The 21387-nt window shown below is 39.7% G+C and carries 15 protein-coding genes; 10 read left to right on the top strand and 5 right to left on the bottom strand.

The features are described from left to right. Nucleotides 1-61 precede the first annotated feature (61 nt). Together rho and V6R21_RS28270 are read left to right on the top strand one after the other, a co-directional pair. Nucleotides 62-1630: a transcription termination factor Rho gene (gene rho, locus V6R21_RS28275; protein ID WP_334246856.1), complete on the top strand. Its 1569-nt coding sequence runs from the start codon at nucleotides 62-64 to the stop codon at nucleotides 1628-1630. Between the two features lie 246 nt (nucleotides 1631-1876). Continuing rightward, nucleotides 1877-5251: a cyclic nucleotide-binding domain-containing protein gene (locus V6R21_RS28270; protein WP_334246855.1), complete on the top strand. Its 3375-nt coding sequence runs from the start codon at nucleotides 1877-1879 to the stop codon at nucleotides 5249-5251. Nucleotides 5252-5281: 30 nt separating this feature from the next. Here the strand turns inward: V6R21_RS28270 and V6R21_RS28265 are convergent, their stop codons facing one another. Then, entirely contained in the window at nucleotides 5282-7468 is a 2187-nt protein-coding gene (locus V6R21_RS28265; protein ID WP_334246854.1) for a bifunctional alpha,alpha-trehalose-phosphate synthase (UDP-forming)/trehalose-phosphatase, read from the bottom strand. 343 nt (nucleotides 7469-7811) lie between these two features. On the opposite strand from V6R21_RS28265, the gene V6R21_RS28260 reads away from it, so the two are divergent. The 4 genes from V6R21_RS28260 (at nucleotide 7812) to V6R21_RS28245 (ending at nucleotide 11708) form a co-directional block, all read left to right on the top strand. Next, nucleotides 7812-8789, top strand: coding sequence for an ROK family protein (locus V6R21_RS28260; protein WP_334246853.1), 978 nt, complete (start codon nucleotides 7812-7814; stop codon nucleotides 8787-8789). A 163-nt stretch (nucleotides 8790-8952) separates the two neighbouring features. Beyond that, entirely contained in the window at nucleotides 8953-9774 is an 822-nt protein-coding gene (locus V6R21_RS28255) for an IS982 family transposase (protein ID WP_456298559.1), read from the top strand. Between the two features lie 166 nt (nucleotides 9775-9940). Next, nucleotides 9941-10912, top strand: a complete 972-nt coding sequence (locus V6R21_RS28250; protein WP_334246852.1) for a hypothetical protein — start codon at nucleotides 9941-9943, stop codon at nucleotides 10910-10912. Further along, nucleotides 10890-11708: a DUF6048 family protein gene (locus V6R21_RS28245; protein WP_334246851.1), complete on the top strand. Its 819-nt coding sequence runs from the start codon at nucleotides 10890-10892 to the stop codon at nucleotides 11706-11708. The genes V6R21_RS28250 and V6R21_RS28245 overlap by 23 nt, the downstream gene beginning before the upstream one ends. 73 nt (nucleotides 11709-11781) lie before the next feature. Here V6R21_RS28245 and V6R21_RS28240 read toward each other — a convergent pair whose 3' ends face one another. Together V6R21_RS28240 and V6R21_RS28235 are read right to left on the bottom strand one after the other, a co-directional pair. After that, nucleotides 11782-12189, bottom strand: a complete 408-nt coding sequence (locus tag V6R21_RS28240; protein ID WP_334246850.1) for a DUF1573 domain-containing protein — start codon at nucleotides 12187-12189, stop codon at nucleotides 11782-11784. Between the two features lie 170 nt (nucleotides 12190-12359). Further along, nucleotides 12360-12983 carry an OmpH family outer membrane protein gene (locus V6R21_RS28235; RefSeq protein ID WP_334246849.1) on the bottom strand — a complete coding sequence of 208 codons (624 nt, stop codon included), beginning with the start codon at nucleotides 12981-12983 and terminating at the stop codon, nucleotides 12360-12362. A 323-nt stretch (nucleotides 12984-13306) separates the two neighbouring features. Between V6R21_RS28235 and V6R21_RS28230 the strand changes: the two genes are divergently transcribed. Further along, nucleotides 13307-15376 (top strand): BatA domain-containing protein, encoded by a 2070-nt coding sequence (locus V6R21_RS28230; protein WP_334246848.1) that lies wholly within the window; start codon nucleotides 13307-13309, stop codon nucleotides 15374-15376. A 228-nt stretch (nucleotides 15377-15604) separates the two neighbouring features. Here the strand turns inward: V6R21_RS28230 and recQ are convergent, their stop codons facing one another. Continuing rightward, the gene (gene recQ, locus V6R21_RS28225; RefSeq protein WP_334246847.1) at nucleotides 15605-17755 is read right to left on the bottom strand and encodes a DNA helicase RecQ; all 2151 of its coding nucleotides are present in this window, start codon (nucleotides 17753-17755) and stop codon (nucleotides 15605-15607) included. A gap of 353 nt (nucleotides 17756-18108) precedes the next feature. Between recQ and fahA the strand changes: the two genes are divergently transcribed. Both fahA and V6R21_RS28215 read left to right on the top strand, forming a co-directional pair. Beyond that, nucleotides 18109-19371, top strand: coding sequence for a fumarylacetoacetase (gene fahA, locus V6R21_RS28220; RefSeq protein WP_334246846.1), 1263 nt, complete (start codon nucleotides 18109-18111; stop codon nucleotides 19369-19371). 151 nt (nucleotides 19372-19522) lie between these two features. After that, the gene (locus V6R21_RS28215) at nucleotides 19523-20236 is read left to right on the top strand and encodes a hypothetical protein (protein ID WP_334246845.1); all 714 of its coding nucleotides are present in this window, start codon (nucleotides 19523-19525) and stop codon (nucleotides 20234-20236) included. 67 nt (nucleotides 20237-20303) lie between these two features. Here the strand turns inward: V6R21_RS28215 and V6R21_RS28210 are convergent, their stop codons facing one another. After that, complete coding sequence (locus tag V6R21_RS28210; protein ID WP_334246844.1) at nucleotides 20304-20798, bottom strand: Dps family protein; 495 nt, start codon at nucleotides 20796-20798, stop codon at nucleotides 20304-20306. 333 nt (nucleotides 20799-21131) lie between these two features. On the opposite strand from V6R21_RS28210, the gene V6R21_RS28205 reads away from it, so the two are divergent. Further along, complete coding sequence (locus tag V6R21_RS28205; protein ID WP_334246843.1) at nucleotides 21132-21341, top strand: hypothetical protein; 210 nt, start codon at nucleotides 21132-21134, stop codon at nucleotides 21339-21341. Nucleotides 21342-21387 lie beyond the last annotated feature (46 nt).

Here is a 21387-nt window from a genome sequence, read left to right as displayed (position 1 = left end):
CTTGTATCTATTCTAATCAAGGGAAATTACACGGTTTCATGAAAACCGCTAACACATCACTATGTACACGATTGAAGAATTGGAAATCAGATTGCTTTCAGAACTGAAGGCGATTGCAAGAGATTTGGGCGTAAAGAGCTACAGCGGACTATCGAAAAAAGAACTCATTTATAAGATTCTGGATCAACAGGCTATTATTCCAGAAACAAGAGTAACTGAAGTTGCTGAAAAAGAATCGACCCCTCCGGCAGAAGAAAAGAAAGAACCGAAGAAGGAACCTGCGAAGACAGAGATCAAGAAACGCCCAAGAGTAAAAAGAGAAAATGTTGCCAGCATGCCTGAAGGTAAAGCTGAGAAAACACCTTCCACTGAAGCTCCTTCAAGACCTTCAAGACCTGAGCGTGAACCAGTGCTGTCAAGAAGAGAAGGACGTGAAGGCAGAGAAGGACGTGAAGCTAGAGAAGGAAGAGAGGACAGAAAACCTGCCAAAGAATCAGCTGGCTCAGTAAGAGACTTTGACGGTGTTATTGTCAATGAGGGAGTTTTGGAAATCATGCAAGATGGCTACGGTTTCTTGAGGTCTTCTGATTATAACTATCTAGCAAGCCCAGACGATATTTATGTATCTCCTTCACAAATCAAGTTGTTTGGTCTGAAGACAGGTGATACTGTAAAAGGTCAAATTAGACCACCAAAAGAAGGAGAAAAATACTTTGCGCTTCTGAGAGTAGAAAGCGTAAATGGTAAAACTACAGAGGAAATCAGGGACAGAGTTCCTTTTGAGTACCTCACACCACTTTTCCCTGAAGAGCAACTCAAGCTCAGCACCAAGCCTAACATTTATTCGACAAGGGTACTAGACCTGTTTGCGCCTATTGGTAAAGGTCAAAGGGGTATGATTGTAGCACAGCCTAAAACAGGTAAGACTTACTTGCTGAAGGAAGTGGCAAATGCAATCGCTAAAAACCACCCTGAGTGTTACCTGATCGTGCTGTTGATTGATGAAAGACCGGAAGAGGTGACAGATATGCAACGTAGCGTTAAAGGTGAAGTAATTGCTTCCACTTTTGATGAGACAGCAGAAAGACACGTAAAGGTATCTTCAATTGTATTGGAGAAAGCCAAAAGAATGGTAGAGTGTGGTCATGATGTGGTGATTCTTATGGACTCTATTACGAGATTGGCAAGAGCATACAATACAGTATCTCCTTCATCAGGTAAGATTCTATCAGGTGGTGTGGATGCCAATGCACTTCACAAGCCTAAGCGTTTCTTTGGTGCTGCTCGTAACGTAGAAAACGGTGGTTCACTAACAATCATCGCTACAGCCCTGATCGATACGGGTTCTAAGATGGATGAAGTAATCTTTGAAGAATTCAAAGGTACAGGTAATATGGAATTGCAATTGGACAGAAAGCTTGCAAACAAGCGTATCTACCCAGCAATCGATATTCCAGCTTCTGGAACAAGAAAAGAGGATCTGCTGCTTGATAAAGATACTTTGTCAAGAATTTGGATCATGCGCCGCATGATGTCAGATATGAACTCAAACGAGGCAATGGACTACCTGTTGAAAGCAATGCAGGGAACCCGTACCAACGAAGAGTTCTTGTTGTCTATGAACAACTAGCAGACGGTAAATTATATATCAAAGAAACCCAGTCCTCTAAAGACTGGGTTTTTTTATGTACTTTTTCTTTGGTCTCCTTCATTTACTGCTTGTCATTTTCAATAAATTACACAAAATTAAAGCAAGGCAGGTCATTTTTTGATAAGCACTTTTACTTATTCATTGCATCCAATCTGTACTTGCATTAGTGATAACCAGTTATAATTGACTATCAACACCTATTATCTTATAAGACTTTCAATCTATATGCATGACGAATCTGTACCATTACTTAAATACTTTCGTAGTCTAGCTCCTAATATCCGATATTTACTCCTGTATCACTTGGCGCAGGGTGTAGGTGTAGCAGCAATCCTTTTTTTAGTATTCTTTCAGCTTTTTGTGGAGTTGCCTGTTAATGGTATTCCATTGGTATTGGGTGGCTCAGCTTTATTATCCTTAGTGATCAGCCGTATTTATGCCTTTATTGAGCGACAGACACAACCTCATTACCTGCTTAAAGGTATAGTCATTACGATGTTGATGGTAGCAGCTGTATTGATGTTTTTTCCTATAAAAACCGTGTTTGGAGGGACGTATTTGGTCGTGAGTTATGGCGTTTTTTGGGGATTGGATAACCTGAATAACTGGGGGATTTCGGAGAAGGTATATTCACCAGTCAGCCATAAGCAGCTTTATCGTTATCACCAGCTTTATCGACTAGTAGGACGAGTGGTTGGTTATACTTTGACCTTAGTTTGTATGCTGCTTATTGGGACAGAAGGGTTGCCTTATATCGCAGTAACAGGGTTTGGTTGTGCATTTTTTGCATTGCAAGCTCTTCTAAAACTACCTGAAGTAAAAACCACGTTAGATGATTATTTTACCTCAATAGTATTGCCTGAACGAGACATTACTCCTGATACCTTTTTGAAGACCTGTCTCAAGAATCGATACTTTCTGATCATTGCTCTATTATTGCTACTGGTCAGTGCAACTTTTACCCTAACACTTATACAAGGAGTAAGTGTATTAAGATCATACAGTGGAGCTGAAGAAGTGATATCTCTATTCTGTTTATTCTTGCTGATTACGACATACGCTATAAGTACAGCGTTATATGCCGTGAGAAAAAGTTTGACGCTTAATTTCAGGTTCAATATCCTCAATACACTGCTATGTATACCGTTAGCGACAGGGGCTCTTTTACTGTTATCCGTACCTGTTTATTTTCTGTTGCCACAAACGGACTTGTTGATGGCAGACTTTGCCCTAATTATACTGGTCTTTATACTAGCAGAGGGGCTTTCCTTTAGTTCGTTATCGAATGTCCTGTTGTATCCTCTTAAGCCTATATTCAGAAGTGCAGCTTATACAACCCTTGTTGGTTTGTTTGTGCCAGCAGGAACAGGGATTGTTTGTGTGTCATTGCTAGCATTTCATTGGGTTAAATTTACAGATCATTACCTCTCTTATGTAGGCGTGTCGGCATTCCTATTGTCAGGCTGGGTACTTGTAGCATGGAGAGTTGCAGTAAGGTATACGAATACCATAAGGAAAGCTGTCAAGCTGAGAAATTTGGAACGATATGAATTAGCAGCGCAGGATGAGGAAATGCTGGAGGTATTACATGAGAAGGTGTATTCGGCATTTTCAGAAGAAATTATCTATGCACTGGATGTATTGGGAAAGTTAAATGTTCCTCATTTTGCATTGATCTTAAAAGAATGCTTGAGCCATGAAGCCATAGAAGTAAGACTGTTTGCGTTGGAAACAGCCAAAAAACATAGAATGGCTTCTCTGGTTGATGAGATCTATTTCATGGTTCAGTATGAAGAGGTATATGCTGTTAGACAGGAGGCTTTGCAATGCTATTTTTACCTTAAAAATCCTGATATCGATGAGGTGCGTAAGATGCTCTCTAACCGTTCAGTTGCAGAAGAGAAGCTAGTTTTGATGGCAGCTTTATCAGAGGATTTAAACCCTGAAGTAAAGGAACTGCTAGAGCAATATTTACAAGCTTTCTTGGGTGATGAAACAGATATTCCTCACCTAATATTAGCAATTGAAGTGATTGCAGAGGGACAAATGCTTGCTTATGTGGATAAGGTTGGTAAGCTGCTGAAGCATAAGAATACAGAAGTGAGATATGCCGCTATTCAGGCTTGTGCCGAACTGAAAGCTCCTGCGTTTATTCCTGGCTTGCTGTTGATGTTGCAGAACGAAGAGATGACAAAGGAAGTCAAACAGGTATTGGTGGCTTATGGAGAGATGGCTTTTCCAAGTATTGACAAGGCTTTGGCATTTAGTAAAAGGGAAGATCGCAATTATCCACTTCAGCTATGTCAAATAGTAGGAAGGATTGGAGGAAAGAAAGCGCAGGAAATTCTTTGGGGATTGGCTAGTTATCCTTGGCAAGAAATGCAGATCAATGCTTATGAAGCACTGAGGAAAAGCAGGGTCAATGTACAGGACAAGGTTTCTTTATACTATGTGTGTGATCACTTGGAAGGAATGTTCAAGCATATTGCGTGGCTCTATCAGGCATTGAGAGTGATAGAAAACAACAAGGTTTATATACAGCTTGCACATGCTTTGAAATCAGAAATCCGCATCACAAACAGACAAATTGATATTCTATATTATATCCTGTTGGAGGGGCAAGGAAAAGTATATGAAAGTATGGAAGAGGAAAACTTTTTCAACGATGAAGAAGGGGACAATGAATTTATAAGGGAAGATATAGAGAATAGATTGTTACTGTTGCTACCTCGTGACATAGCGGAAAAACTGACCATTGTACGAGGCTTTTACACTAATGATGAAAAGGCTAAAAAACTCTCAATCTATTATAGTTACCAACCGCAGGATGATTTAGGAGTAGTCTCCAATATTCTGAAAAAGAGAAGTAGCCGTGGAAGCCTTTTTAACCGTTGGACAATTGCTTCAGCACTTTACTCTGTCTCAGAGATTGCGTCACCGGGTATGCTACAGTATTTTTCATATTACTTGCAGCGAGATGACCTGTTACTAATAGAACCGGCACTCTCAAGATTGGTCAAATACAGTATTTACAGAGGCTTTGACATTGAAAGATTATTAGAGGAAATAGTACCTGAGATCCGTAAAAACCTGCTTATGAGTATACTTAACAACGACACAAAACCCTTAATGCAGATCGAGAAGATCATCATTCTCAAATCAACACGTCTTTTCGCTGATATTTCCGAAAGAGCACTGATGGACGTTGCTGATATTGTCAATGAAGAGCGTTATAATGAAGGTGACCATATCTATTTTAAAGGAGATTTGGTAGGAAGCATGTTTGTGATTTATGAGGGGGAAGTACAGATGCTGGTAAATGGAGATGTGGCAGACACTTTGATAAATAGGGATGTTTTTGGAGAGTTAGAGTTGTTGGATTCTTTACCAAGCCCGACAATGGCAGTTGCATCTAGGGATACCATTCTGTTAAGAATTGATAGGGATGATTTCTATGACTTAATGGAGGCAAAACCAGAGATAATGCACAAAATTGTGTTTACACTTTGTGCTCGATTGAGAGAATATGAGCAGCCCCCTTTCCCTACTGCAAGCAACCTTAATTCAGAAAATAAAAGAAAATTCCCGGCAGGTTTTTAACCAACCGGGAATTGTTTTTTTAAGTAATTATTACCCGTCAATTAACGATCTAAGCAAGGTTCGAATATCCTTGAATGATTTTACATTGTAGTTGGCTGCAGTAGCATCCAGACCAACTTTTACACAGTAAGCATCTTCTGGCATTACAGTGAAAGTATCTTCATCTGTGACGTCATCCCCTGCTGTGAAAACGAAGTCATATTTATCTTCGTTAAGCCATTTTAGTGCGGCTTTTCCTTTGTTCACATCCCTACTTTTGACTTCAATAACCTTATTGCCCCACATTGTTTGAAGGTTCATGTTAGCAGTAAGGTAATGCAGTGTTTCGATAAGTTCTCTCGCACGCATATCTCCAAATTCAGGGTCAGCTTTTCTGAAGTGCCAAGCAATAGAGTAATCCTTATATTCAAGGAAAGACCCTGGTGTTCTGTCTACGTATCTTTCCATGATGCTGCTGATTTTCTGTTTCCAGTCTTGGCTCAATGGCTCAATGGTATGGAAGTCACCACCATTTTTACACATCCAGATACCATGCTCAGCGATGATGTCCAACTTAACGTCTTGCATCCATTCAGACAAGGTGTATCTGTCTCGTCCGCTAATAATAATCACGCGGTTGTGAGGATCAGCACAAAGGTCTTGTAGCAGGTCAATAAGCTCAGGGTCGGGCTTGACAGCTTTAGGATCTTTAGAGAACCCTTTAAGTGTTCCATCGTAATCAAGGAAGAAAATACGTTTTTTAGACTCGTCGTAGTGTTTTTTGAGCTTTTTCTGCTGTTTGTTTCCAAGTAGCTTGATATTCATTTTAGCTTGCCTGTCTTTCACATTCAGCAGCTCTTCAACAAATACTTCAACCCAACGGTGTACACTGTAACGTTTAAGCTTTTCTTGCATTTCAAGTAACCTGTTTCTTTGCTCAATCTCAGGCATCTCAAGTGCTTGCTTTAAGGCTTCTACAATTTCCGCTTCATCATTCGGATTGATTAGAATCGCTTCAGAAAGCTCTTTGGCTGCTCCAGCCATTTCACTAAGGATCAGCACACCCTTTTGGGTAACTTTACTGGCTACATACTCCTTGCAAACAAGGTTCATCCCATCCCGAAGTGGAGTGATCAGCGCGACATCAGCCTTTGAGTATAGAGCAGATAGTCCATCAAAAGAGAACGAGCGATAGAAATACTGGATTGGTGTCCAGTCAATGGTGCTGTATTTACCATCAATTTTACCAACCAGTGTGTCAATTTCCTCCTTTAACTGCTGATATTGGTCAACCTTATCCCGTGAAGGAACTACTAATAGAACTAGTACTACTTTCCCAATATACTCAGGGTACATCTCCAGAAACTTATCAAAAGCATAAAGCCTTCGCTTGATGCCTTTTGTGTAATCAAGACGGTCAATAGAAAGAACCACTTGTTGGTTTGCAAAAAGACTTTTGTACTTGTCTACTTTTTCGTAAGTCTCTTTGGAGCGAGCTGCTTTTTCAAACTTGTCGTAATCAATACCCATAGGAAAGGCATCTACAGAAATAATTCTGTTGGCCATCTTGATAGTACCCATTGAGTTTGGATAGCCGGCAATACGGCTGACAGAACTCATAAAGTGGCGGGTATCGTCATAGGTATGGAATCCAAGTAAGTCTGCGCCAAGCATTCCTTCAAGAATTTCTGAACGCCACGGCAACAGACGGAAAATTTCATAAGATGGAAATGGTATATGCTGAAAGAATCCAATCGTTGCATTGGGTAGCTTCTCCCGAAGCATGGAAGGCAATAAAAGCAGCTGGTAATCGTGTACCCAAATAATATCGTCTGGTCCTGCATATTCTAGAATAGCATCACAGAACTTTTGGTTGACAGCTACATACATATCCCAGTCTTCTGGGGTGTATTGCGTAAACTCAGTAAAGTAGTGGAAAAGTGGCCAAAGGGTTCGGTTACTGAATCCTTCGTAGTAAAGTAACACTTCTTTTTTGTTGAGAAATACGGGAGCCATGTTCTCCCCTCTTAATGATTTAATGACTCCAGGTTTTTCATCTTCCTTGAAGTCGGGAATGCCGGGCCAGCCAATCCAGAGGTTCCCTTTTTCTTTAAAAATAGAGCTAAGACCAGTTGCTAATCCTCCAGCACTAGGCTTAAATTCAAGGGCGCCACTTTCTTCATCCCGATTGGCAGTTACGGGCAATCTGTTAGAAACAATGATCTTTTTTTGAGACATGTTATTTTGGGGTTCTTATGATTGGATTATTTGTGAAGTACTAAAATTAAAGAATGGTAATATTTTTTTTAAATAAATCAATCTTTAAAAAGAAAGGATTAATAAAAGTCATTTTTTAAGTCCAATAAATCTATCAAGTTGCCATTATGAGGACAATGTGCCAATATTGCACCGTCTCCTACCAAAAATTAAGCATTTTAATAGAGAGGAATGCCAAATGAGAAGGTCAAGGATGTTGATTTTTTTATAGATTCCTGTTGTTTTAACTTTAAAATGCCTGATGGTGAAGACAAGCAGCATTCATTGATAAAACCATTAAGCTCAAAAATTCAATAATATAAAGATGAAAGAAGTAACGCTTGGTATCGATATCGGAGGAACTAACACAAAACTTGGATTGGTAGACCGTGAGGGAAACTGTCTTGTCAGCTCAAGCATTGAAACGTATGCAGATAAACCTGTAGAAGTTTTTATGACATTACTTTTTAAGGCAATTGACCAACTGAAAGCTCAGGTAAAAGAGCCATTTGAGATCAAAGCTGTAGGTATTGGAGCGCCAAATGGGAATTACTACACAGGAACAATTGAGAATGCAGCAAACCTACATGGATGGGGTGACTACGTTCCATTGGCGGAATTGGTGAAGGATAAATTGAACTTGCCAGTTGCTGTAACGAACGATGCCAATGCTGCAGCTCTAGGTGAAATGAAGTTTGGTGTAGCCAAAGGAATGAAAAACTTTATGGTAATCACACTGGGAACCGGTTTGGGAAGTGGAATTATCGTAAATGGAGACTTGCTGTATGGTCACGATGGCTTTGCTGGTGAGTTTGGTCATATCAACGTAGTTCATAATGGTAGAAAGTGTGGTTGCGGTAGCAAAGGTTGTTTGGAAACATATGTATCTGCAACTGGTCTGAAGAGAAATATGCTGGAGATGATTGCAGAATACAATGGAGGAAGCCAGTTGGATCAGACACCATTTGAGCACATCACTTCTAAAATGATATTTGATGCTGCAGAGTCGGGAGATGAAATTGCCCAAAAAGCATTTCAAATGACTGGTGAGTATTTGGGTAAGTCACTGGCAGATGCTGTGGCAATCTTTAGCCCTGAAGCAATTGTTCTTTTTGGTGGTATGGCAGCAGCAGGAGATTGGATTTTGAAACCAACTCAGGAAGCAATGGATGCCAATACAATCAGAATGTTTAAGGGTAAGACAAAGCTGTTGTTCTCTAACCTGAAAGGTGACAACACTGCCATCCTTGGATCAAGTGCTTTGGCTTGGCAAGAGCTGGATAAAATGGTTAGTGCATCATAAGTGATGACTAGACCTTGAATATAGAATTCCACCGTACTGTACGGTGGAATTTTTTTATACCCAATATTTTATAATTAACTCAAGTTGCACTTTATAAATCAGGTTACCATGGAAGGTGTTGTTTAGGATGAAGAGCACCAAACACACCTGTCCAATGGCAACCATCAATGAAAATACCGTATGCATCTACTGTTTTGTAGATGATTACCTGAAAGCAACTAAGCTCAAAGAGCCTAGACAGCGTCGGATGTCCGACAGCCAGATCATTACCTCGGCCCTGCTGGCATGTGCCCATTTCGGTGGCAACATGGTACAATCTCTGGAGTACCTGAAAGCGCATCATGGCTTTAAGCCCATTGATAAGTCCGGGTTCAATCGCAGGCTTCACGGTTTGTTTGAGACGATCTTATTTATCTTCTCGGCATTGGGCAAAACCCTGATGGAGCTCAACACTAGCGGGGATTACCTCATAGACAGTTTTCCTGTAGCTGTCTGCCGGAATATCCGTATCCCCCGATGCAGAATCCTGCGAGGTGAACCCTACAGAGGCTATAATTCCTCCAAGAGGGAGTACTTCTATGGATTCAAGGTGATGTTAATTACCACATCTTCGGGCATTCCTGTCCAGTATTTTCTTATGGCGGGTTCAGTCCATGATATAACGGGGTTTCAATCCATGAACCTTGAAATTCCGGAAGGAAGTTCCCTGTATGGGGATGCCGCCTTCACCGATTACGATCTGGAAGACCTTTATGCCGAATGCGAAAACATTCGCATTTTGGCCGACCGGAAATCGAATGCAAAACGAAAGGATGAGCCTTGGCAAGCCTTTATCAAGAAGGTCTTGAGGAAGAGGGTGGAAACCACATTCAGTGGTATTACAGCCAAGTTCCCTAAGCATATTCATGCTGTCACGCCACAGGGTTTCATCATTAAAATTTTCTTATTCATTTTTGCCTATACAATCGAAAATGTCGCTTGGTAGGAAAATCAAACGCAACTTGAATTAATTATAACCTTGATAAAGAGGTGTAAGACTTAAAATATTGAAAAAATGCTCGATAGCGCTACCTCTTTTGCATTTTCCTCTAAATTTGGAAGAATTATAGAGAATAGCATTTAGCAGTAACTACATAAAATCATACAGTTCTATGCACTTTTTCAGAGGTAGGCTTTTGCTTGTAATAGGCTTTTTATCGCTTTTGACCTGCCAGGGATGTAGGGAATGTGATCCAATATCTGTACCAGACAGCACTGTCATTTTATCTGTTTTGGATAGAAGAACAGGTAGTGCCGCAGATATTGATTTTACACATATATATGGAATCAACGGGACTTTTGTAGGAGATTCAATAAAGGAAGTAGGAAGCAGTAGTTATCCTTTGCCGCTGAATACCAATGACAATCGAGTGTCTTTTGTATTTGAGACGACTGGTTTTACAGATACACTACATTTAAAATACAATGAAGTTGTAGAGATAAATGGTCCTGACTGTGGTGTTTATGAAGCATTTTCAGGACTTAAGGCTTTGACCGGTACTGAGCTGCAAGATGAGGTGACAGAAATCAAGTTTGGAAGAAATGACTTGTTTGATTCACTCTCTATAGTTTCGGACGGAACAGAGCGAGATACTCTGAATGCGAGTATCAACCTTTATGTTAACTTATGCTCTTCTGATATGACTCCGAACAGGGAGCTGGCCGTTTTCTTTTACGATCAAGGTGGAATTCCTGTCGCTACTGTATTCGAAAGTATATACAATATAAATAATCAAGCTAGACCAATTATTTCAGCTGCAGATGGTAGTGTTGCTTCTGTTGCATTACCACTAAATGCAACATCCCCAACAACTTTTGTATTTAAAGAAAGCGATACTCAATCTGATACATTAATTGTTACTTACAATAACAGTACAATCATCTCTGATGATCAGGCTGGCTGTATCTTTACAAAAGGCGTAGGTGGTCTAAAGTTGGTGGATAGAACAGGTGCTAATGTTGATAATAGGGTAGACTTTCCTGACGCAACACTCAATAAATCACTATTTGATTCCGCTGCTATTTTTAGAAACATTGTGAACTCAGATAATTCAATCCCGAATGTCAATATCTTTTTCAAGTAAAATACTGCCTATAATATGGGGCATTTTTTTCTTTAGCTTTTCGGTCAGTGCACAGGTAACTCCAAGTACACCTGAAGCTAAACAGCCTGTACAAGATTCCCTCAAAGTACCCAAAGTAACCTATGAAGGCTTTTTGGGTAAAAATGGCGTAATTCTATCAGGTGTTCGATTTGGAACTGATGTTTTGGCTTTGAGTCAATCATTTCTGGATGATGACTTGGATAAATACTCGTTTTACGGGGATTTGATGATCAAGAACAAGTACTTTATCACAATGGAGTATGGGTATCAGGACCGTACGAGGCGGGGTGATTTTTCATTTTCAGAAGATAATATACAGCCTTTCTCTTATCGCAGTGAAGGAACATTCTGGCGTTTTGGTGTGGAATATAACTTGATCCATAAGCAGACTGTTCATAATGCGGTTTATGCAGGGCTGAAGTATGGCGTAGCCACTTTTGATCAGGAAGCAACTTATTATTCTTTAGGAAGCGACTATTGGGAGATATCACCAGAACTGCAAGGTTTTTCGGAGCAGGGCTTAAGAGTTTCATGGCTCCAGATGATGTTCGGATTGAAAGTACGTCTTTTTGGAGGGTTGTATTCCGATGTGAATGCGAGTATTTCGATTCCTTCCAGCTTTGGTTCACCAGTAATCACGCAAAATGATATTCCTGGCTTTGGCTTTAATAAGGACAATAATGTAAAAATCATTTATCAGTACAGGCTGATCTATAAAATACCACTTTGGAAAGTCCCTATTGATATTCCGAAGGAGCTAGACCCAGACGAATAAATGATATGATAAAATAAAAAGGGCAGATGGTGTTTAGTCATCTGCCCTTTTTAGGTTTTAGAACCGTATACTCTTAGTTGCTGCTTTCAGCTTTGAGTACATTAGCTGTAATTGAGATTCTCTCAACGGCATTTGAAGCATTTGAGTTAATCGTAATTACTTTGTTTTGTTTACCCATTTTGCCACGGCTATTGAACTTGATCGTGATCTCAGCAGTTTCACCTGGAGCGATAGGTTCTCTTGGCCAAGCTGGAGCTGTACAGCCACAAGTTGTAGACACATTAGAAAGCACTAGAGGTGCAGCACCTGAGTTTTCGAACTTGAAAACGTGTGTTACTACATCACCTTGTGAGATATCACCAAAGTCAAATGTTTTTTCAGAGAATTTCAGCTCAGACGTTGCAGTGTTTTCAGCTTGTTGAGCTTGTGCTGCCACGATACAGAAAAGTGGAAGCAACAGAGTAAAGAATAATTTTTTCATGACTATCTATAGATTTTTATTTGAAAACTAGGTCATCAGCATATTACTGAATGCTAGACTTTTCTTTAAGAGGAAATCTCTTAAAATTGTTTGTACAAAGCCGCAAAATTCTTTCCAAAAGAAAAATCCGCAAATGCTTACACTTGCGGATTTACTTTAAAGCTATATGCTTATTTTTTCTTTTCTTCTTTTTTATCAGTGCTTGCTGCAGTTTCTTCGGCTTTCTGATCAGACTCGTACTGTCCGTTCAAGCCATTGATGATATCCCAAGTGATATCTTCAGCGTTAGGTGTAGACCAGATTAGCGTAGCAGTCGCTTGATCGTAACCCAAAACGATGCTGTAGTTCTTGTCTTTGCTGTAGTTATCAAGGTAACCTTTGATTTTCTCACGGATCTCGTTTTTGATCTCCATTTCTTCAGCAGCAAGACCTTGTGCTTGTGACTGCTGTGCAACAGCCAATTGGTCTCTTTTCTGCATCAGTTCAGCACCTTTCTTGTTGTACTCATTCTGAGAAACCAAGCCTGCTTGGACACGCTTTTCAAAGCTAGCAAGTTCTTTCTGAAGTTTTGAAGCTCTAGATTGAAGCTGCTTGTCTCCTTTTTCTACTTTTTTCTGGAACTCCTCAAAACGATCCTCAGCATATTTGTAGTAAGTAGATAGGGTATCGTTGTTGATGTAAGCAATTTTAGCAGCAGCACCTGTTGCAGCAGCAGTTTGTGCTGTTTGTGGCTGTTGCTGATTACATGAAAGCATAGTGGCTGCAATACCCACCAGGATTAATAATCTTTTCACTTTATTTCTTAGTTTAGTATTATCGGAAAAGTACTTAGTATATCTGTTGTAGCTGCATGCATAAAGCATTTGAGTTTTAGCAGCTCAACGGCCCAAATTTACTAGTTCTAAGCACGCAAACATAAATTTATCCCCCTAAAATAAAGAAATATTTTAATTCTTTGTGGGTACAGTGCTATTTTAAACTAGGATGTTACCATTCTACAAGAGAATCCTTATCAAGGTAATGATTCTTGACAACCGGTTATCGGAATATGCGGGCGGAGAATGGAGCTGTCAGTACACCCGCTGAGTAATGTTATTAACCACGAAACGTAATCAGGATGAACTTTCTTTTCCCTGCTTTTCTTTACGGTCTGTCTTTGGCCGCAATTCCTGTTATCATTCACTTCTTTAATTTTCAGCGTGCCCGTAAGGTTTACTTTACCAATGTGGCATTTTTGAAATCAGTGAAGGATGTCACCAATTCACGTAATAAGTTGAAAAACTTATTGGTCATGATGGCCAGAATACTGTTTATCGTATTTCTGGTGATGGCTTTTGCCAGACCATTTATTCCAAATGAGAACAGTATGGCGCTTACAGGCAATGCCAATTATGTAAGTGTTTATTTTGATAACTCTTACAGTATGGAAAATGAGCAGGATGGCAGAAGGTTATTTGATATGGGCAGGAGTCAGGTAGAACAGATTTCAAAGGTATTTCCTAACACAGCAGTGTATCAGCTATTGGATAATGGTTTTGAAAGTGGTTCAGGGTTCTTTTATGAACAGAATAAGATGGAGGAAAAACTGCTTTCGGTTGGGTTCAGTAATTTCGGACGAAACTTGAAAGATGTTTATGAGAAGCAGCAAACCGCTTTCAGAACTCATAGTCCTTCGGAAAGTAACCATATATTTTGGGTGTCAGACTTTCAGCGATCATCAGTGGGAGACCTTTCAAGAATACAACTAGATTCTACAAATAGGCTTTACTTAATGCCATTGAAGCCAAGTTCAGACGCAAACCTTTATATTGATTCGGTTTGGCTTTCTTCTCCATTCATTAGGGAAAATGAAAATAACACACTGAATGTTACCTTGGCGAATGACGGAGATGATAACGCAGAAGGAAAACTGGTCAAGCTGTTTTTGGGTGACAGGCAAGTTTCAAGTGCTTCAGTCAGTATTGCAGGGAAAAGCAGTGAAACTGTGGAGATGACTTTTGCGGTTACAGAATCCGGAGATCAACCTTGCCGCATTTCAGTTGAGGATTATCCTGTCAGTTTTGACAATGATTACTTCTTTGTCATAAAGGTAGCGCCTAAAATCCGTATTGTGGTGATTTCGGATCTTCCTGATGGCTTCCTTGAGAGTGTCTATAGTAGTGAAACTTTCTTTGAAGTGAAGTCTTTTTCAACAAAGGCAATAGACTACAGTGAGCTGACTAAGGCGGATCTGATTATTCTTGATCAGCTACCGACGATCAATGATGCTTTGAGTAGTGCAATTACTGCGGCAACGCAAGGGGGGACGAATGTGACAGTATTTCCAGCAGTTGACGCTAACCTGAAGAGTTATAGTGGAGCGTTGGGAATACCAATGAGAAAAGTACAGCAAGCAGGAACTCCTTCGGAAAAACAGCAAATAGCCATTCAGGTTCCAGCTAGGGAAAACCCATTTTTTGATGGGGTATTTGAAAAAATCTCTGCCAATATGAGTATGCCGAAGGCAATCGCAGGAGTGCAATGGACTGTGATGGGGAACAATTTGCTTTATTTTAAAACAGGAGAGCTGTTCCTGTCTGAAGTACCTAGGCAGAACCATAAGATTTACATGTTTGCTTCACCGCTTACAGACGCCTATACCAACTTCCCTAAACATGCACTGTTTGTACCAGTGATGTATAAGGTTGCAATCAGCAGTAAAATGCGATCTGACCATTTGTCTTATTCATTTGGAGACCCTGTAGCGGCAGTCAATATGGAAGAGCTTAACAAGGCAGATGTATATAAATTGGTGAAAGGTGAATTTGAGTTGATTCCTCCACAAAAAGTAGCCGGAAACATGTTGTTAATGGATATTCCAAAATCAGGGTTGGAGTCAGGATGTTATGACATAAAGCGTGCGCAGGATGGACAGTTGATGGGAAGGGTCGCTTTTAACTACAATAAAAAAGAGTCTGAGTTGAATTGTTATTCGTCAACTGAACTGGCCCAAATATTTAAGGGAAATAAAAACGTTCAGATTTATAATGAGGTTGGTGAAGACCAGTTTGTCAAAGAGTTTAGGGATAATAACGTTGCTAAGCCACTCTGGCGCTACTTTTTGATCGTTGCTTTGCTGGCATTGACAGCTGAGCTGCTGATGCTAAGGTTTTGGAATAGCGGTGCAAAAAAGAGACAAACGGTTTAAAGTTAGTCCCAACATATAGAGCATAAAAAAACAACCCCATCCGAAAGGACGGGGTTGTCTATTTAATCTAAAGGGTAATGTCGTTTCCAGTAATGGAATTTATAATTGAATTGGTTGGTTTGGTAGCACTAATATAATGTTAATTTAACTTAATGCAAAAATTAAGTTAAATATCTATATAAAAAATGTCATTATGTTAAGGGCATAATAAACACTTATAGAATAATATTAGGCATGTCTATTATGGTATGCTAAGGCAAATCCAATCTTGTGATAAGCTATTTCTCCCCCCAAATAATCATATAATGGCTTGAGTAATTCTGTTTCTCTCGTAGCCCTGATAGCTAGCTTGACTTTATCCAAATCTTCAGTGTTGATGTATTTGAAAATATCAATGTTGTAACCCATTTCATAGAGCATAGCCAAGTGGGTATAAACACTTCTCTCCTGTAGCTTTCTTTCTTTGGCAATCTCATCAATGCTAAGACCACTTTTATAAAGGGCATAAGTTACAAGTTGTGTACTTCCTTTAATACGGTGTCCCTCTTTGGTCTTTTGGATAATGAACTTGACAATGGTTCCAATAAAGGTATTGCCATAGCTACGTAACTTCTTCTCACCAACACCAGAGATATTGACCATGTCCTTGACAGAAACAGGACGGTTTTTAGCCATTTCAACCAATGTAGCATCGTTGAATACAACATATGGAGGTACGCCTTCTTTTTCGGCAACCTCTTTCCGAACCTGACGGAGTTGTTCGAACAGTTCTTCTCTGAGTACTTCTTCGGAGCTTTTCGGTTTTTCTGTCTTTTTCTGGAACTGCTCTTTTAGGTCTGTAAGTTTTGTGAATTCAACTGGCTGTCCCTCAAAAAGGACTCGCATACTTTCATCAGTCAGACGCACTATATTGCCTTGATCATACGCAATCTCTATCAAACCAAGGTTAAGCATCTGCTGAAGGTAAAGTTGCCAATCGAGGTAACTAATATCTCTTCCTGCTCCATAAGTACGTATATTGTTATACCCTTTCTGAATGAGATCAACCCTTGAGGAACCCCGCAAAATATCAATCAGCATACCCGTGGCAATCTGTACAGGCTTGGAAAGGCCGCTGTGTTGTGGATTGGCTAACCTAGCTACAGCAGAGAGTGCCATTTGTGCAATTTGTGTACCATCAAAATATTCAGGAGGGTTATGGCAGACATCGCAATTGCCACAGTTTTTACCCAAACTCTCACCAAAGTAGCTAAGCAGGATTTTACGACGACAGGTTTTAGCCTCCGCGTACTGTTGCATACGGTTCAACTTAGCTAACTGAAGGTCTTTTTGAGCACTTTCATCTACAATGTCACGCAATGTCATTACATCTGCATAACTGTAAAATAACAGTGTATCTGAAGGTAATCCGTCACGGCCTCCCCTACCGATTTCCTGATAATAACTTTCAATGTTTTTAGGAAGGTTATAATGTATTACCCACCTCACATTTGATTTGTCAATCCCCATCCCGAAAGCAATGGTAGCACAGATGATTGGAGCCGTATCCTTGATGAAGTTTTCTTGAACTATTTCCCTTTCATCAGGAGACATACCTGCATGGTAATATGCAGCTCTGTATCCAGCTTCTTGTAACTTCTTTGCAAGGTTCTCAGTATTCTTTCTGCTTAGGCAGTAGATGATTCCTGACTGTCTAGGTCTTTGTCCAATAAACCGAAGAATTTGCTGGAATTTCTTCTGACCAGGTGCTACAGTCAGGCTAAGGTTTGGTCTGTCAAAGGATGAAACAAATTGAGCAGGTTCTCTTAGACTAAGCTGATGGACAATGTCTCTTCGGGTAATTTTATCAGCTGTGGCAGTAAGTGCTATAATTGGTGTCTGAGGGAAATTATCTTTCAGTGTGGCAAGCTGTGTATACTCAGGTCTGAAATCATGTCCCCAGGCAGAAATACAGTGGGCTTCGTCCACGGCAAACAGGTTGACCTGAAGCATTCTGACAAAACCCATAAATTGAGATGAGAGCAATTTTTCAGGAGAAACATAAAGTAGCTTCAGTGTGCCATTTCTGGCCATCTGTTCCACTCGCATTTGCTCCTGCAATGATTGTGTACTATTGAGGTAAGCAGCGGGAATACCATTGGCATTTAATCCTTCTACCTGATCTTTCATAAGGGCAATCAGTGGGGATACAACGATAGCCAAACCCGGCATAACGATAGCTGGAATCTGGTAACAGATCGATTTTCCTCCACCTGTAGGCATTAGTACTACAGTGTCTTTTCCATACAGGACAGATTGTATAATATCTGCCTGCATTGGCCTGAAAGAATCATAACCAAAGAATTTCTTGAGTGCCGCTTGGGCTTGCTTCATCTCCATATTGCACGCTTGTCTTACCCTTTTCAGAAAAGTCCGCAAGTTATATTAAGATATTGATGTACGATAGGATTATTAGGATTTAAAAACAAAGTAACCAAAAAAGGTAAAAGGTGGGAAACAATTTTTTACAGGTTGTAAAAGTGTTCTGATATAAAGAGAATAATTCTGCATTTATATGGAATTTCGAGTAAGTTTTCTTCACTTTCAAAAAACAAATTGAATGTTTTTCTCTTTTATACGATTGGGTTACTTTGCGGAGCAATAAACAAGCAAAAGCACCTTAGGTATCGAAAAATACCTGAAACAACATAACATCAACCATTAACAACAACACTAACACATTCTTTTTAGATATGAACAATACACATCATCCAGACCTTAAATCTTGGGTGGAAGTTCCGGCGGGGTCCGACTTCACCATTCAAAACCTTCCATACGGAATCTTCAAGACAGACTATGTAGGTCCGAGGGTAGGCGTAGCGATTGGAGACCAAATTCTGGACCTTTCTCAGGTAGCTACTTTGAGAAGTTTTGATGACCTTGATATAGATATTAAAGTATTTGATAAAGCTACTCTCAATGATTTTATCGCATTGGGCAAGCCTGTATGGTCAAAAGTGCGCGAGAGAGTTTCAGAGTTGCTAAGAGAAGGCAGTGCTCTGGCTTATGAATCAGAGAAAGTGCTGGTTCCAATGGAAAAAGCAACTATGCTGCTACCGGTAGAAGTAAAAAACTACACAGACTTCTACTCTTCAGAAGAACACGCTACCAATGTAGGGGTTATGTTCAGAGGAAAAGACAATGCACTGATGCCTAACTGGAAGCATTTACCAGTTGGTTATCATGGTAGAGCATCTTCTATTGTCGTGTCAGGTACAGATATACACCGTCCTAAAGGCCAAACGATGCCACCAAACGCAGAAACACCGGTATTTGGTCCATCAAAACGAATGGACTTTGAGTTGGAAATGGCTTTTATCGTTGGAGATAATACAGCCTTGGGTGATACGGTCTCGGTGGCTGAAGCAGAGGATTATATTTTTGGTATGGTCGTCTTTAATGACTGGTCTGCAAGAGATATCCAGAAATGGGAATATGTTCCGTTAGGACCATTTTTGGGCAAAAACTTTGGCTCATCTGTGTCTCCATGGATTGTAACAATGGAAGCTTTGGAACCGTTCCGAGTGGCAGGTCCTGAACAAGAACCAAAGGTGTTGTCTTATTTGCAGTCTGAAGGAGATAAGGCATTTGATATCAACTTGCAGGTGGCTTTGGAGCCTGAAGGCAAAGAAGAAACTGTGATCTCGACTTCGAATTTCAAGTACCTGTACTGGAATATGGCACAGCAATTAGCTCACCATACAATCAATGGCTGTAATATTGAAATTGGAGATATGTATGCCTCAGGTACAATCAGTGGTAAATCTCCTGACTCATATGGTTCTATGTTGGAGTTGTCTTGGTCAGGTAAACAAGAAATACAGCTGAATGATGGCTCAAGTCGTACATTTTTGGAAGACAATGATACTGTGATTATGAGAGGTTGGTGTGAAAAGGATGGTGTCAGGGTTGGCTTTGGTGAGGTTCGCTCCAAGCTGTTGCCAGCCAAGCAATAGGCATAAACTAATTATTGAATATAGCCCTATCGTTAATTTATAATGATAGGGCTCTTTTTTTGCAGGAAACCATAGAAGTTTTATCTGAGCACTGAATTTGCTAAAATAGTATTATTCAAAAGTGTCAATTACCCGAAACTACTTTACAAACATGTACGATCCATATCAAATCCAACACCTTGAAAAGAAGAGAAAACGTAAGCGGTATTATCAAGTAGCCAAAACAGTTTTGTGGCTGTCAAAACCACTGATGTTGGTAGCTCTTCCCTTCTTTCTGCTGATTAGAGGAAGTATCTTTTTTTATCAGTATACAGAACTACATACATACCTGTCTTTTGTACTGGCATTTGCAGCGACCCTTTTTGTATTGGTGTTTTATGTTTCATTTATCTATAGAAAAGTATTGGGCAGGAAGTTTATTACGCTTAAAGAGTTTAAGTGGAAGGTCGGGGTGACTTCGGTAGTACTATTAGGTTATTGTGTGTTTGCTTTTTTCTCCTTTTCCTCAAAGCATACTAAACATACGGAAATACAGGAGGAGTACACTTCTCTTCACCCTTTTCTTAGGTTAGGAGCACGGACGTTACTATTCTTAGATAAGGATTTATTGATTACAGATGCAAAGAGGTTTCCTGAGGATTACAAAAAAATGGGATTGCCAACCAAAAAGAACTCATTGCACTATATTCAGCAGACAGGCTATGCACATGCCATGGATATTAGGGTAAATGGAAGGTCATTCTTTCGGAACTGGTTAGTGGCTATTTATTTCAGGTTACTAGGGTTTAATGTACTTAGACATGTTGGTACTGCAGACCACCTGCATATCTCTTTATCCTTGCCTGAGCTGCCCTACCGGATATAAAAAAGGCTTGCTGTAGATCAGCAAGCCTCTGTGTTACTATATAAACTAAACCTGAAGTTTTTTGAAGCTATTTTAAGTATGAAGTTAGCATCCAAACAGTTTTTTCTTGTTCGCTGATCATAGAGCTAAGCAAATCGACAGTACCTTCATCACCCAAGTCCCCTGCGTGACTGATTGCCTTTCTTTCGATTTTCAGCAGCGTAGAAAGGTTTTTAACTACCAGCGAAACAGACTCTTTTTCACCTGAAATCTTCTTACCTGGTTTGATATCCGAAGTATCAAGGTAGTCTTGGAAAGTGTGTAATGGAACCTCACCCAATGTCAGAATACGTTCTGCGATCTCATCGACTTTCATATTGGCATCTGTATAAAGCTCTTCAAACTTTGCATGAAGCTCAAAGAAACTACTGCCTTTAATATTCCAGTGAAGTCCTCTTAAGTTTTGGTAGTAAACCTGAAAGTTGGCAAGCAATACATTGAGTTGTTTAGCCAAGTCTTTAGATTTTTTTGCATCAAGTCCAATAAAGTTGATTTCTGGCTCTTTTGATGATTTTTTAGGCATGTTATCGTGTTTTTTGAAGTGATAGTTTCTATTTGTGAACAACACAAATTTACCAATTATTAGATATAACTAAAATTGATTCTTGCTATATAGTTATAATATTTAGCTATTATAATGACCTGAATCAGATTGGAAGGAAATCTTCGTCATTCCATTTTAGTTAATAACAAGGTATAGAGAAATAAATAAGGTTATGGAGAAGTGTTGAAATCATGCAATGGAAAGTTGCATTAGTAATAATCTTGATGTTGTCACTATCATTTATAGAAGATTATTTTTATCTTAATCAGCAAGAAGTACCTCCACGATTACACCAAACCCAACCTTAAACCTATGCCCATTATTATTCATGATTCGTCCACATCGGTCAACCCAGTGCAAAGTGAGTTAAAAAGCTTTTCAACAATTGAGGATTCATTGGTATGGGAGAACTCAGAGAGGAAGACTAAGTCCCATGAAAAAGAAGTGTTTGCCATGAAGTGTTCTGTACTCTTTCTGGGTTTTACCTTTATCCTTCTAGTACTGGGGGCTGTCTTGAACTAGAAAAAACTGGTAAAATGAAAAAGCCACTTGAACGTGAGTCCAAGCG

The sequence above is a fragment of the Limibacter armeniacum genome (assembly GCF_036880985.1).
GTDB lineage: Bacteria > Bacteroidota > Bacteroidia > Cytophagales > Flammeovirgaceae > Limibacter > Limibacter armeniacum.
The sequence above is the reverse complement of the archived record's forward strand: the minus strand, read 5'-3'. Positions and strand labels throughout refer to the sequence as shown.